Here is a 14,372-nt window from a genome sequence, read left to right as displayed (position 1 = left end):
TTGCCTGGCCAGAGGCGGGCCATCGGCAGGATGCTGTAACCGGAACGCGACAGTCACGCCGTACAGGGGGCTTTTGTCACGGCCCGGCGCGGGTTCGCGTGGCAAGTGCCCGCAGGTCCGGTATCCGAGGCCTGTGGGCGGACAGAGCCGTGTCGAAATCCGGTACGTGTTCGCCTCTCATGTCACCGCGTTCACATCAGCGGGTCCGCTACCGAAGCTTCAGCTTCTCGCCCAGCTGCTTCGACTGGATCGTCATCGTCCGCTTCAACCGGGAACCGAGGGGCTTCTCGATCAGCCTGTGCATCAGATAGGCCAGTGTCAGCAGGCTCGCCACCGACGCGAGGATCGTCAGGTACGGGTCCAGGCCCCAGCCGCGGTGCAGGACCCGGACGAAGAACCAGCCCAGGTGCTCGTGGATCAGGTAGAAGGGGTACGTCAGCGCGCCCGCGAGGGTCAGCCAGTTCCAGTTCGCCCAGCTCGTCCAGCCCAGCGCGACCACCGCGACGGACGCGAAGGCGATCAGCACGATCAGCTGGATGACGTACGGGTTGCGGACGAAGTCGCCCTGCGCGCCCGGGTGCCACAGGGCCGTCACCGAGTAGCGCTGGCCCAGCAGGAACGACATGCCGACGATGCCCCACAGGAGCAGGTCGCTGCCGTAGCGGTGGATCAGGTAGAGGGCCAGGCCGCCGATGAAGAAGGGGGCGTGGTCGCGGAAGGTGAGCTCCGAGATCAGCGGGTTGTCCGCGACCCGGGCGAAGGCGCCGGCCAGCGTCCACAGGATGCAGAAGGTCACCACACGGCGGTAGGTGACGCCCTTCCAGACCACGAACAGGGCGAACAGCACGTAGAACTTGAGCTCCACCCACAGCGTCCAGCACACGCCCAGGACACGCGGCACGCCCAGCGGCTGCTGCATCATCGTGAGGTTGACCAGGAACTCGTCGCCGCGCACATGGTGCACGACCTCCGGCATCAGGAACGAGGCGGCGGTGACCATGACGATCGCCACCCAGTACGCCGGGTAGAGACGGGCGATGCGTGAGCGGAAGAAGTCGCCCAGCGTCTTGCCCCAGCTGCTCATGCAGATCACGAAGCCGCTGATGATGAAGAAGAACTGCACCCCGAGGCTGCCGTAGGTGGCGAACCGGGACAGGGTCGGGAACATCACACCGGGGGACTGGTGCCAGGAGTCGGCGATCTGGCCGTTCTTGCCGGCGAAGTGGTACATGCAGACCATCAGCGCGGCCACCAGCCGCAGTCCGTCCAGCGCCTTCAGCCGGCTGGCCGGGCGGCGCGGCTTGGCACCCTCGGCGGAGGGCGGGACGGCCGGTTCGGCACTCCCGGACCGCGGGCCCGGCGGCGGGGCCGGGAGCGGGGGTGCCATGGTCTGGTCGGCCGCGGTCATCGAGTGGCCTTTCGCAGCGGGAACTCGGAAGGAGAAGAAGGAGACGCTGACTCACCGAAGGTAGCCAGGAGAGCCAGGGGCAACCCAAAGAGGTAGCACACAACTCTCACGGATGAACAACCGGTCAGCTCATTGACGTATGACGGACGCGGATGGATGCACGCGGACGCCGACGCGCCGCCACCCGTCCGTATACGAACCGGGGGACGACGCGTTTGGCAGATTAAATCCTCGCGGTGCCCGTTGTCACCGCTTCACCGTTTTGCTCAACGCCCGTGCCCGGCGCGCGATCCGGCGCACGGTCGCGTTGCGCGGGATGAACGACAGCTGGGACGGCAGGGCTCCGGGCAGCGCCAGCGAGGTCAGACGGCGGCGCTTGAAGTAGCGCCAGGTCTGCTCGGTGAGGTGCTTGGAGAGGTAGCTCTCCGCCTCCGGACGCAGCCGCGAGTAGATCCGGGGCTGCATGCAGAAGCCGATCGCCTTCAGCAGCCCGGCCAGGTTCTTGCCGACCTGCTTGTCCGACGGCATCGACCACTTCTTGACGGCCTTGGCGTCCGCGAGGTCCGGCAGCAGCATGTCCACGATGGTCAGGGGTACGCGGTTGCTGTTCTGGTACGGCGCGATCTTCTCCAGCACGGTGTCCGTGCCGACCCGGGCGACCGGGATGCCGTACAGGCCGGCCGCCGTGAACAGGCCGGTCGAGAAGCAGCCGACGACCAGCGCGGGGCGCAGCCGCTGGAAGAGGACCTCGGCGAGCACGGGCCGGTCCAGGACGGTGAGTTCGGCGCCGAGCTTCTTCGCCTCCGTCTCCAGGGACCGGGACCAGGCACTGGGCGCGGTCGGGTGCGGCTTGAAGACGAGCGAGAGGTGCCCGGCCTTCACCGCGCCGCGCACCATGCGCAGATGCAGTTCCTCCTCCTCGTGCGGGGTGAGGATGCCCAGCGCGGAGAGGTACTGGCCGAGGAGCAGCGCGGGCTGTCCCTTCGGGGCATTCGCCCAGGTCTCCGTCTGGTCGCCGGCCTCGGCGAGTTCGCCGAGCACCTTCAGGAACGCCTCGGACGGCACGAGTTCGGCGGGCACGCCGAACTCGGTGAGCAGCAACGGGGTGAGGCCCGGGACGAGGTCGAGGTGGAGCAGGCGCCCGATACGGGTCCCGACCAGCGCGTCGATCTTGTCGCGCGTGGGGCCGTAACTTATGAGGCCGTCCGCGTAGACGTCGACGGGGGCGCCGGTGAACAGCTGGCACAGTGCGAGGGCCGGGTTGACCTGCACGGACTCGACGGCCAGCTCGATGTTGTCGTCACCGAGGTTCCACAGCAGCCGCAGATGCCGCTCCCACAGCGGGACGTCGTCGGCGCGCGGGCCCCAGCCGCTGGGGTGGAACGGGGCGATCGTCTCGTTCCAGGACAGGACATCGTCGAACCGCCCGCTCACCCGGTCGAAGCCGGACATCGCGTCGGCCCCGGGGGTGATCTCGGGGTTGGCGGCGTTGTTGGTGATCAGCAGCAGCCGTCGGTCGGCAGGGCGGAAGAGGCCGGCGTCGAGGGCGGCGGCCAGCGTCGCGGCACCGTAGAGCGTCGACGCGCAGAAGATCTGAGTGGTACGGGTCTTGTTGCCGCCGGACATCAGACGGACACCGTCCCGGCGGACGCGGAGACCGGCCTGCGCCGTACCTTCCGCAGCCGGTTGGCCCGCTGGACGTCCATCGAGTCGATGGCCTCCGCGAGGACGTCCTGCGGCATCCGCTTCAGCGCGGCGGCGCTCAGCGAGCGCAGTTTTCGGGCCACGGCGGGTTCGAACCTCTCGATCGCTCCGAGATGATGAGCCATGATCGCGCAGTAGGTGCGCACTGCTTTCGGCAGCAGCCTATCGGCCTCGGGGTCCCTGGCCGTCTCCTCGATGACCTGGTCGAAGGCTCGGATGAAGTCGAGTTGGCGAACATCACCGATTTGGGTGAGCGAGGAGGCGACCCCACGCCGGTAGAAGACCCCGAGCAGCCCGACCGCGGCGAACGACTCCGCCTCCCGGTGCAGCTTCCAGATCCACGGCCGGTCCTCCGCCGTACGCAGTCCGTCGGTGAAGTGCAGGAGGCCGCGGTCGACGAGCCGGCGGTGGTAGATACCGGCCCAGGCGTAGGCGTAGTCGACGGAGGTGGTGCGGTCGGTGGGCAGGATCGCGTCCCGCGGCGACATCACCACCCCGCGCCGACCGTGCGGGACCCGATGGATCGCGCGCGCCCGGCCGGTGCACTGGACATGGTCCGTACGGACGAAATCACAGCCCAACTCCTCAATAGCGGCGAGAAGTTGGGGGAAATAGTCGGGAGCGAGCCAGTCGTCGCCGTCGAGGAACGTGAGGTATTCGCCACGCGCTTTGTCGATACCGGTGTTGCGGGCGGTGGCCAGGCCTCCGTTCTTCTCGTGGCTGACCAGCACGGCGCCCGGCAGCTCGCGCTCTGCGCGCGCGAGGATGTCCGGAGTCTCGTCGCGCGAACAGTCGTCGACGAGGATGAACTCGAAGTCCGCACGCGCGTTGGCACGCAGGCTCTTCAGAGTGTCGGGCGCGTATTGCTGCACGTTGTAGAACGGCACGATGACGGAGAGCTTGACCACGAGTCCGAGGTTAGAGCCTCTCCGGTCGTCTCACTTTACCCGGGGTTTGATGTCGGGTGAACTACATGTGTCCGACCGGTGAATCAAGGGGGTTTCTGCACGTATGGCGTCTTGATTCAAGTCGACGCGGCCCTTTGTTAACCCTTTGTTGCCTTGGGATTGGGTGGAAGCACCCCATGTCGGCTTAAGGTCTTGGGCGTGCCAGCCAGTACCACGAGCCCCATGAGGGTCGCCGTCCTCGCCGATTCCGACACTCGGTGGAAATGGGGTGCGCTCACAGCCAGTCGTATTTCTCCTGATAATTCGGACATTCATCTCGACGGCTACCTCCTCAGAGGCAGGGCCACCCCCACCGCCCGCCAGCTCCAGGAGGTCGGCGTCACCGCGGACTCGCTGCGCGAGGTGACCGCCCTGGAGTTCCTGCGGGCCATGGACCAGGAGGAGCCGTACGACATCCTCGTGCTCGCCCTGGTCGGCGGCGGCGTCCAGGCGATGCTGCATGGCCTGGCGCAGGTGTGGGACGACACGGCCCTGCGCCCCGTCGTCGTCACCGGCTATGTCGGGGTCGTGTACGAAAAGCTCGCCGACGGGCTCCTGCTGCGCCACGGCGCCGACCTGGTCCTCGCGAACTCCCGCCAGGACGCCGACCGTTTCAGGGCCGTCTACGACGGAGTGGGCGCCGATTCGTCCTCTGTGACCGAGATCGCACTCCCTTTTCTGGGTGGCACGACTTACACAGGTGAGCATGGTCACCCGTACACGGTGGTGTTCGCCGCTCAGCCCTCCGTCCCGGAGAGCCGCAAGGACCGTACGTATCTCCTCGACCGGCTCGTGCAGCACGCGAAGCTGCACCCCGAGCGCGAGGTGCTCCTCAAGCTGCGTTCCAAGCCCGGCGAGCACACCACGCACATCGAGGAACTGCCGTACCAGAAACTGGCCCAACGCGCCGACCTTCCGCCGAACTTCAAGCTCGTCTACGGGCACATGGGCGAGGTCCTGGACCGCACGGACCTGCTGGTCACCATCAGCTCCACGGCAGCCCTGGAGTCCCTGCACCGCTCCATCCCGACCGTCGTGCTGAGTGACCTGGGCGTGCGCGAGGCGCTCGGCAACCACCACTTCGTGGGCTCGGGCTGCCTCGCCTCCTGGGAGCAGCTCGACGCCGGTCACCAGCCCGTTCCCGACGCGTCGTGGGTGGCCCGCCAGGGTGTCGCCGCGGATGGCTCGTACGAGACGGCCTTCGACGCCGCACGCGACAGGATCGACCGACTTCTGGGATCCTCGAAGCTTCCGCCCCTGGCCCCGTACTACACACCGATGACGGCTCCCGGATATTTGCCGGGTATTCTCGCTCGGCACCACCTCGGCCCCGACGGCGTTCCGCTGCCCGGAGCGCCGGCCGCCGACAAGGAGCCGGGAGCGGTGCGGCAGATCGTGCGTCGCGCGGCCCGCGGCGCCTACCGGCACGGCGTGCAGCGCGTCGCGCCCGTGATCCGGCGGATGGGGGAGCTGTGACCCATCGGATCCCCCGTCAGACACGCGAAGAGCGTCAAGGAGTGCAGGCAATGTCCAACCCGGAGTCCAACCCGGAAGCGGGCCGAGCGACCGCGCGGCCCCGCGTGCTCGCAGTGATCCCCGCGAGAGGGGGCTCCAAGGGCGTGCCCGCGAAGAACCTGCTGCCTGTCGGCGGGGTCCCGCTGGTAGCCCGCGCGGTGCGCGAGTGCCTCGCCGCCAAGCTGGTCACGGACGTCGTCGTCTCCACCGACGACCAGGCGATCGCCGCCGCGGCCCGCCAGGCCGGCGCCGAGGTCGTACTGCGTCCCGCCGCCATCGCCGGTGACACCGCGACGTCCGAGGCCGCCGTCCTGCACGCCATGGACGCCCACGAGACGCTGCACGGCGCCAAGGTGGACGTGGTCCTGCTCGTGCAGTGCACCAGCCCGTTCATCATCCGCGAGGACGTCGACGGCGTCGTCAACGCGGTCGTGCACAACGGCGCCGACAGCGCGCTGACCGTCGCCCCCTTCCACGGGTTCATCTGGCGCGACGCCGCCGACGACCCGCAGCCGGTGCCCGGCGAGGGCGCAGCCGCCGAGAGCACGGCCGTCGAGGGCGGCACGGACACCGTGACCACCACCGAGACGGTGACCGTCGGCGGTGGCTATGGCGTAAATCACGACAAGTCCTTCCGGCCTCGCCGACAGGACCGCCCCCAGGACCTCCTGGAGACCGGCGCCGTCTACGCCATGGACGCGACGGGCTTCCGCAAGTCGAAGCACCGTTTCTTCGGTCACACCGAACCCGTGCGTACCGACCCGGCCCGGGTGCTGGAGATCGACGACCCGCACGACCTCGCCCGCGCCCGGGCCCTCGCGACGCTCTTCGACGCGGAACGCCCCGGCGCCCTCCCGACCGCCGACGACATCGACGCGGTCGTACTCGACTTCGACGGCACCCAGACAGACGACAGGGTGCTGATCGACTCCGAAGGACGGGAGTTCGTCTCCGTGCACCGCGGTGACGGCCTCGGAATCGCAGCGTTGCGAAAGAGCAGCCTCAAGTTGCTGATCCTGTCCTCGGAACAGAACCCGGTCGTCGCCGCCCGCGCACGGAAGCTACAGCTGCCCGTGCTGCACGGCATCGACCGGAAAGACCTCGCGCTGAAGCAGTGGTGCGAGGAGCAGGGCATCGCGCCGGAGCGCGTGCTCTACGTCGGCAACGACGTCAACGACCTCCCGTGCTTCGCCCTCGTGGGCTGGCCCGTGGCGGTCGCGAGCGCCCACGACGTTGTGCGCGGCGCCGCACGCGCGGTCACCACCGTTCCCGGCGGCGACGGCGCGATCCGAGAGATCGCCAGCTGGATCCTCGGCCCCTCTCTCGACCCCCTCAACAAGAAGTAAGGAACCCCCGGAATGACCTCCACCCGCTTGCGCTCGTTCGGCTCGAAGACCGCCGGCCCCGGCCAGCCCGTGTACATCTGCGGCGAGATCGGCATCAACCACAACGGTGACCTTGAGAACGCCTTCAAGCTGATCGACGTGGCCGCCGAAGCCGGCTGTGACGCGGTCAAGTTCCAGAAGCGCACCCCGGAGATCTGCACCCCGCGCGACCAGTGGGACATCGAGCGCGACACCCCCTGGGGCCGCATGACCTACATCGACTACCGCCACCGTGTGGAGTTCGGTGAGGACGACTACCGCAAGATCGACGAGCACTGCAAGAAGCGCGGCATCGACTGGTTCGCCTCCCCGTGGGACACCGAGGCGGTCGCGTTCCTGGAGAAGTTCGACGTCCCGGCCCACAAGGTCGCGTCCGCGTCCCTGACGGACGACGAGCTGCTCGTCGCCCTCCGCCAGACCGGCCGTACGGTCATCCTGTCGACGGGTATGTCCACCCCGAAGCAGATCCGTCACGCGGTCGAGGTGCTGGGCAGCGACAACATCCTGCTCTGCCACGCGACGTCGACCTACCCGGCGAAGGCCGAGGAGCTCAACCTCCGCGTCATCAACACGCTGGAGAAGGAGTACCCGAACGTCCCGATCGGCTACTCCGGCCACGAGACGGGCCTGCAGACCACGCTGGCCGCGGTCGCCCTCGGTGCCACCTTCGTCGAGCGTCACATCACCCTCGACCGCGCGATGTGGGGCTCCGACCAGGCCGCCTCCGTCGAGCCGCAGGGTCTGACCCGCCTCGTCCGTGACATCCGCACCATCTCCGAGTCCCTCGGCGACGGCGTCAAGAAGGTCTACGAGTCCGAGATCGGCCCGATGAAGAAGCTCCGTCGTGTCACCGGCGTCATCGCCGACGCGGAGATCGCGGCTGCCGCGGGCGAGCCCGTCACCGCCTGATCCACACCACTCAGCGGCTTCACCGGCGCCAGCCGGTGACCACTCCGTCCACGCGGATTCCCCAGTCCGTACTCACGGAAGCGACGGTCGTACGTCGATGAGCCCACGCGCCGGTACCACCGGCCCCCACACTCTCGCCTTCGTCGAGAGCCCGGTCCAGCTCCTGAACGTGCTGGAATGGGCGCATGTGCACGCGCACGCGCTCAGCCCGGAGGGGGCCGGCGGTCCGGCGCCGGTCGTTTCCGCCCGCGCCGGTTCCACCCGCAGAGGCGGCAAGGTTCCGGGGCAGGCGTCCCGCCGCTGGCGCAGGGGCCAGAACCGGCCGACGATCCACCGGGAACCCTCCTCCGGAGGCGGACTGACCCTGGTCGTCCTCTCCCCGGTCGACCCGATGACCCGGGGCCAGCTGCGCCGTATGGCCGAGCTCGCCCGCGAGGAGGGCCACGAGGTCCGCTGGGAGGACGCGCGGGCCGGAACCTCGGCCCCGTTCCGCACGATCGGCGGCCTGGCCCCGTTGCTGCGCCGCACCCGCCGCATCGTCATGGGGGACCCGTTCTCCCGCTACGTACAGGTACTTCTCAACATCACCAAGGCCCGTGACCTCGTCGTCGTCGACGACGGCACGGCGACCATGGAGTTCGTCTCCCAACTCGCCCGCGGTGAGCGCCTGGTGCGCTGGCACCGCAAGGCCCAGCGGCCCGGAGCGCGGGACCTGCTGTTCATCCCGGTGTCCTCGAAGGCCCGCCGCAGGCTGACCCCGGGCGGCAGGCGCCGCGTCGAGATCTTCTCCTCGATGCCGATCGAGGACACCCCCGAGGGCGTCGAGGTCACGTACAACGACTTCGCCTGGACCCGTTCCCGGTTCGGCCCCCCGCACATCGCCGAGGGCGCGGACATGGTCGGTACGTCGCTGGTGGAGACGGGTGTGGTCGACGCCGACAGCTACCGCGAGGCGGTCCGCGCCCTGGCCAGGACCCACGGCGTGACCCGCTACTTCGCCCACCGCCGCGAGAGCCCCGAGAAACTCCAGGACCTGGCGGCCTGCACGGGCCTGGAGATGGTCCGCCCGGACCTTCCCCTCGAACTGATCGCCCGCCGCGGCCCCATCGGCCGTACGATCCTCAGCTTCCCCTCGACGGTCGTCCACACCCTCCCGCTGGCCCTGGCGGGCACGGAGGTGAAGGTCGCGGTCTGCGACATCGACCCGGCCTGGCTGACCGCGAACGCGTCACCGAGGGCCCAGGGCTTCCTGTCGGGCGTCACAGGCTCCGCCCGGGACGTACAACGCGTCTCGACGGACTCGGCCCGCCCCACAAAGGAAGCGAAGGCGACGGGCTGACGCCCGTGTCCCCCTGAGGCTTTTCAGGCGCCGCTCGTCACACGGAACTCGTCGCCCTCCGGGTCGCGCAGGACGACACGGCCGTCGTAGCGGACGAGGAGCGTGGCGCCCAGCTCCGTGAGCCGGTCGACCTCGGTGGCGAGGTCGGGCGCCGACAGATCCAGGTGAACCCGGTTCTTGACGCGCTTCGGCTCAGGGACGAGCTGCACCCACGGGCGGGGGCCGCCGTCCCGCGGCTCCGGAAGAACCGTCGGGTTGTCCTCCGGACCGGCGATCCCCAGCCCGCGCAGCCGGGCGAGTTCGGCCTCGTCGTACGGGGCGACGGCGTATCCGTCGAGCGCCGCGGCCCAGTAGCGGGCCGGCGAGGCGGGGTGGGCCGAGTCGACGACGGTGTCTCGGAGACGTGCCATCCGCCCATGATGCGGGCCCCGCGCCCCGGACTACCCCGGCTTGCGTGCCAGCAGATACGCGCGCTGCCGGGTCTCGTCCTCGTAGGGCTCGCGGATCGTCTGCGCGTGCAGGGTCAGGCCCGCCTCGGTGAGGAGTTCGGCGACCCGGGCCGGCGTGCGGAACCAGTAGTCCAGGGACATCTCGTGGCCGAAGCGTTCGCCGAGGTGCAGGTGGTGGTCGTCCGGGCCCGTCTGGAAGGCGAGCAGTACGAGGCCGCCGGGGGCCAGGACGCGGTGGAACTCCGCGAACACCGTGGGCAGCGCGGCGTCCGGGATGTGGATGATCGAGTAGAGGGCCAGGACCCCGCCCAGCGTCTCGTCCGGGAGGTCGAGGGACGTCATCGAGCCCACGTGGAACCGCAGCTCCGGGTGGGCCCGGCGGGCCAGCGTCACCATGCGTGGGGACAGGTCGACGCCGAACACCGGCACGCCGAGGGCGTGCAGTCTCGCGGAGACGTGGCCGGGTCCCGAGCCGACGTCCGCGACGGGCGCGGAGCCCTGGGCCCGCACCAGTTCGGCGAAGGCGGCGAGGAGGGCGCGGTCCAGCGGGAGGTCCGCCAGGTGGTCGGCGTATCGCTCTGTGTAGTCGGCGGCCATGGCGTCGTACGACGCGCGGGTGGCGTGGAGGAAGTCCGGCGAGTCCGGGACGGCGGCCCGTATGAGGTCCGTCACGGACGCCTGGTTCAGGGCGGTCACGGGGGTGCACGTTACCCGGGGGCGGCGCGCGGGAGGGCGCGTTCACGCGGACGGCGGCGGGCGTTGGCCGATGTTCATGCCCCTGACCGTGGCCGTTTCGCTACGTGGACAGTTCCGTCGACGCGGTGTAGGGCGTGGCATCGTGGGCGGGGGTAGACAGAAGTGGCTGCCGGGAAAGACCGGCGAGTTTACCCATCCCAGTTCGCGAGTATGCCTTCGGCGGTCAGAATTTCTCCCCTGACAGGTGGAAATTTTGTTGATCGTGGGTCCTTCGACCGCCCGGGCGTCCTACCCTTCAAAGGGTGAACCACATGATGTCCCGAGAGTCCGAGGCCGATCTCCCCGGGGAAGCCGTGCTTCCCGGCACGCTGCCGGAGGGACTGCGCGCCGAGCTCGTCGCGTTCCGACGCGACATGCACATGCACCCGGAGCTCGGCAACCAGGAGTTCCGTACCACCGCCGCGATCAGGACACGGCTCGAGAAGGCCGGCCTCCAGCCGCGCGTACTCGCCACCGGCACCGGGCTCATCTGTGACATCGGCGTCGACCCCGAGGGCCAGGGCAGCGGCACGGCTGTGCCCGTCCTCGCCCTGCGCGCCGACATCGACGCCCTCCCCATCCCGGACACGAAGAGTGACTGCGCGTACCGCTCCACCGTGCCCGACCGCGCCCACGCCTGCGGCCACGACGTCCACACCACCGTCGTGCTCGGCGCCGGGCTCGTCCTCGCCGACCTGCACCGGCAGGGACTGCTGCCGAGGCCGGTGCGGCTGATCTTCCAGCCCGCCGAGGAGGTGCTGCCCGGCGGTGCCGCCGACGCGATCGAGTGCGGCGCGCTCGACGGGGTCGGCCGGATCATCGCCGTGCACTGCGACCCGAGGGTCGACGCGGGGCGGATCGGGCTGCGCCACGGGCCCATCACCTCCGCCTGCGACCGGCTGGAGATCTCGCTCGACGGCGCCGGCGGCCACACCGCGCGCCCCCACCTCACCACCGACCTCGTCACCGCCGCCGCCCGGGTCGCCACCGACGTACCCGCGCTCGTGTCCCGGCGCGTCGACGCCCGCAGCGGGCTCTCCGTGACCTGGGGCCGGATCGAGTCGGGCCACGCCTGCAACGTGATCCCGCAGCACGCCGAGCTGTCCGGGACCGTACGGTGCCTCGACCTCGACACCTGGCACCAGGCCCCCGACCTCGTCCACGCGGCCGTCGACGAGATCGCCAACCTCTACCGGGCCAAGTCCGAGATCACCTACGTACGCGGCGTGCCGCCCGTCGTCAACGACGCGGACGTCACCGAGCTGCTGCGCGACGCGATGACCTCCCGGCGCGGCGCCCACTCCGTCGAGGACACCGCCCAGAGCCTCGGCGGCGAGGACTTCTCCTGGTACCTGGAGCACGTCCCCGGCGCGATGGCCCGCCTCGGCGTGCGCAGGCCGGGCGAGCGCGGGGTACGCGATCTGCACCAGGGCGACTTCGACGCCGACGAGCACGCGATCACGGTCGGCGTGGAACTGTTCACCGCCGCCGCGCTGCTCGACGCACTGGAGCGGTAGGCGTAGGAAGTCGGGGAGGGGCCGGTCCTTGCCGGTCACCGGCGGGGGCCGCCGGTCGTGCTGAAGGGCACGGAAGTGAGCAGAGGCTCACGCCATCCAGAAGAACACCGCCGTCATCCGCTTCTCCTCCAGCGTCGTCCCGCAGTAACCGGTCGCGCTGTGCACGAGGTTGGCGTTGTAGAGGAGCAGGCGGTTGTACCTGTGCGGGACGCGTACGTCCTCCTCGAAGGCGTCGGGTGCCACGAACCGGGTGCCCAGCGCCTCGACGAGGTTGTTGTGCGGGGCCTGCACCGTGTTGCCGCCGAGGCGCCCGCCGGGCAGGGACTGGCGGAAGAAGCTGGTGCCGCAGTCCTTGGGGACGCCCGGGTTGAGGTAGAGCACGGCCGCGTACCGGCACAGTGCCCGTGAGTCCGTGTGCGGCCGGGGCATGCTCTCGCCCTCGCCGACCACCTGGACGCAGTTGTGGTTGAGGGTGCCGCCGCCGGGGGCCTTCTGTACCCAGAGTTCCTTCGCGCCGGTCGCCTGCCGCACCAGCCGCTCGATCCGCCCCAGCTCGGCCGGTTCGAGACCCGGCATGGCCCGCAGTCCGGGCCAGCTCTCCGAGGTGTAGGGGTGGCCCTTCGTCCAGTCGTCCTTGGCCAGACACCGCTCGCGTACGGCGTCCACGGCGGGCAGGACGTCGTCGAGGACCCAGTAGTCGCGGCCCTTGGTGGGCTTGCGGTAGGGCAGCACCGGGAGGGCGGCGGAGCGGGCAGCGGCGGCCCAGGGGGGAGACGATGGCTGTGGGGGCATGGGTCAGAAGGTAGGACGGGCCCAGTTTTGCCTGTGTCTGTACTCGGTCAATTTTCTCCCGGCTTCGGTCAACCTTCGGTCAGCGGCGCCTCTCCCGGCGTTCCTCGGCGCACCCGGCCGGCCATCGATTCCCGTGCACGCGCCGCTCGGGTTCCGTGCGCAGCGCCTTCCTGTTCGCAACGGGATCCGCGACTGCGGCCACAGTGATGAGATCGACGGGCCTCGGCCATGACCCGACGTCATGGCCGTGGAGACGTTCACGGCCATGACGTCGACCGGCGCGGCGGAGCGCTGAAACAGGCGGCGGCTCCTGTGTGAGCCGCTCCGCCGATTGGCGCAACACGGTTGTAAGCCAATCGTGCACTATCGGAAACCATCGGCCCGGAAGCCGCAAGAGCACGAGTTCAGAAGGCGTTTGCCTCGAATCGATAACGGCTTCCGCACGGGTTATTTTCTGACATCTACGCGCGTTACGATGCCGCGAAGCCGACGCCACTGGGGCGTCCAGGCCCGGGCACTGGCATGGTGCTCACATGAAGCGCCGACATGGCGCTCAGGTCAGGTGAAGGAGCCCCCCGTGCGCCGGGTAGCCAAGCTTTCCGCTGCGTGTATCGCAACCGCAGCTCTCGCAATGACTGCCACTGGCTGTGGCAGCACCTCCTCCGAGAAGGACAGCTCGTCGTCGTCCGCGTCGTCGGACAGCGGCAAGGGCAGCATCAAGATCGGCCTCGCCTACGACATCGGCGGCCGTGGTGACCGCTCCTTCAACGACTCCGCCGCCCGCGGCGCCGACAAGGCGGAGAAGGAGTTCGGCGGCTCCATCAAGGAACTGACCGCCAAGGCCTCCGACACCGAGGCCGACCGCGAGCAGCGCCTGACCGACCTGGCCGACGCCGGTTACAACCCGATCGTCGCCGTCGGGTTCTCCTACGCCACCTCGGTCGACAAGGTCGCCGCCAAGTACCCGAAGGTCAGCTTCGGCCTCATCGACGCGGTCGCGACCGCCAAGAACGTCGACAGCATCACCTTCACCGAGGAGCAGGGTTCCTACCTGGCCGGTGTCGCCGCGGCTCTGAAGACCAAGAAGGACCACGTCGGCTTCATCGGCGGTGTGGACACCCCGCTGATCAAGAAGTTCGAGGCGGGCTACGTCCAGGGCGTCAAGGACACCAACCCCAAGGTCAAGGTCGAGGTCCAGTACCTGACCCACGGCTCGGACTTCTCCGGCTTCGCCAGCCCCGACAAGGGCAAGGAGGCCGCGTCCGGCCAGCTCGACAAGGGCGCCGACGTGATCTACTCCGCGGCCGGCTCCTCCGGCAACGGCTCGATCGAGGCCATCTCCGGCGCCAAGGGCACCTGGGCCATCGGCGTGGACTCGGACCAGTACAACATCCAGGGTCTGAGCAAGTACAAGGAGTCGATCCTCACCTCGATGGTCAAGAACGTCGACGTCGGCGTCTACGACTTCATCAAGTCCGTCCACGACGGCGCGCCGCTGACCGGCAACCAGGTCTACTCGCTCGCCAAGGGCGGTGTCGGCCTGGCCACCAGCGGTGGCTTCATCGACGACATCCAGACCCAGCTGGACGCCGCGAAGAAGAAGATCGTCGACGGCACCATCAAGGTCAAGACCACCCCGTGACCTGACGGTTCCCGCGGGAACCCCGGCTCG

Annotated in this window: 12 protein-coding genes; 6 read left to right on the top strand and 6 right to left on the bottom strand. The window is 69.3% G+C overall.

The window, feature by feature from the left end:
* Positions 1–208 precede the first annotated feature (208 nt).
* The 3 genes from STRTUCAR8_RS16255 to STRTUCAR8_RS16245 form a co-directional block, all read right to left on the bottom strand.
* Positions 209–1,408 (bottom strand): acyltransferase family protein, encoded by a 1,200-nt coding sequence (locus STRTUCAR8_RS16255; RefSeq protein ID WP_006376870.1) that lies wholly within the window; start codon positions 1,406–1,408, stop codon positions 209–211.
* 246 nt (positions 1,409–1,654) lie between these two features.
* Entirely contained in the window at positions 1,655–3,034 is a 1,380-nt protein-coding gene (locus tag STRTUCAR8_RS16250; protein ID WP_006376871.1) for a polysialyltransferase family glycosyltransferase, read from the bottom strand.
* Positions 3,034–4,020, bottom strand: coding sequence for a glycosyltransferase family 2 protein (locus STRTUCAR8_RS16245; RefSeq protein WP_006376876.1), 987 nt, complete (start codon positions 4,018–4,020; stop codon positions 3,034–3,036). Before STRTUCAR8_RS16245 ends, STRTUCAR8_RS16250 begins: the two co-directional genes overlap by 1 nt.
* A gap of 198 nt (positions 4,021–4,218) precedes the next feature.
* On the opposite strand from STRTUCAR8_RS16245, the gene STRTUCAR8_RS16240 reads away from it, so the two are divergent.
* The 4 genes from STRTUCAR8_RS16240 (at position 4,219) to STRTUCAR8_RS16225 (ending at position 9,207) form a co-directional block, all read left to right on the top strand.
* Complete coding sequence (locus tag STRTUCAR8_RS16240; protein WP_048818770.1) at positions 4,219–5,535, top strand: DUF6716 putative glycosyltransferase; 1,317 nt, start codon at positions 4,219–4,221, stop codon at positions 5,533–5,535.
* A gap of 50 nt (positions 5,536–5,585) precedes the next feature.
* Entirely contained in the window at positions 5,586–6,920 is a 1,335-nt protein-coding gene (locus STRTUCAR8_RS16235; protein ID WP_006376868.1) for an acylneuraminate cytidylyltransferase, read from the top strand.
* 12 nt (positions 6,921–6,932) lie between these two features.
* Positions 6,933–7,868 (top strand): N-acetylneuraminate synthase family protein, encoded by a 936-nt coding sequence (locus STRTUCAR8_RS16230; protein WP_006376869.1) that lies wholly within the window; start codon positions 6,933–6,935, stop codon positions 7,866–7,868.
* 97 nt (positions 7,869–7,965) lie between these two features.
* Entirely contained in the window at positions 7,966–9,207 is a 1,242-nt protein-coding gene (locus STRTUCAR8_RS16225) for a hypothetical protein (RefSeq protein WP_006376874.1), read from the top strand.
* 23 nt (positions 9,208–9,230) lie between these two features.
* On the opposite strand, the gene STRTUCAR8_RS16220 is transcribed toward STRTUCAR8_RS16225, so the two are convergent.
* Together STRTUCAR8_RS16220 and STRTUCAR8_RS16215 are read right to left on the bottom strand one after the other, a co-directional pair.
* Positions 9,231–9,617 (bottom strand): VOC family protein, encoded by a 387-nt coding sequence (locus tag STRTUCAR8_RS16220; protein WP_006376867.1) that lies wholly within the window; start codon positions 9,615–9,617, stop codon positions 9,231–9,233.
* A gap of 30 nt (positions 9,618–9,647) precedes the next feature.
* Positions 9,648–10,352, bottom strand: a complete 705-nt coding sequence (locus STRTUCAR8_RS16215) for a class I SAM-dependent DNA methyltransferase (RefSeq protein WP_006376875.1) — start codon at positions 10,350–10,352, stop codon at positions 9,648–9,650.
* 314 nt (positions 10,353–10,666) lie between these two features.
* Here STRTUCAR8_RS16215 and STRTUCAR8_RS16210 point away from each other — a divergent pair, with 314 nt between their 5' ends.
* A complete protein-coding gene (locus STRTUCAR8_RS16210) occupies positions 10,667–11,908 on the top strand; it encodes a M20 family metallopeptidase (protein WP_044472304.1) in 1,242 nt (413 codons plus the stop codon).
* A gap of 87 nt (positions 11,909–11,995) precedes the next feature.
* Here the strand turns inward: STRTUCAR8_RS16210 and STRTUCAR8_RS16205 are convergent, their stop codons facing one another.
* Positions 11,996–12,700, bottom strand: coding sequence for a DUF6445 family protein (locus STRTUCAR8_RS16205; protein ID WP_044472303.1), 705 nt, complete (start codon positions 12,698–12,700; stop codon positions 11,996–11,998).
* A 577-nt stretch (positions 12,701–13,277) separates the two neighbouring features.
* On the opposite strand from STRTUCAR8_RS16205, the gene STRTUCAR8_RS16200 reads away from it, so the two are divergent.
* On the top strand, positions 13,278–14,342 hold the full coding sequence (locus STRTUCAR8_RS16200; protein ID WP_006376866.1) for a BMP family lipoprotein: 1,065 nt from the start codon (positions 13,278–13,280) through the stop codon (positions 14,340–14,342).
* Positions 14,343–14,372 lie beyond the last annotated feature (30 nt).

The organism is Streptomyces turgidiscabies Car8 (assembly GCF_000331005.1).
Taxonomy (GTDB): domain Bacteria; phylum Actinomycetota; class Actinomycetes; order Streptomycetales; family Streptomycetaceae; genus Streptomyces; species Streptomyces turgidiscabies.
This window is presented reverse-complemented; position numbering and strand designations above follow the sequence as displayed.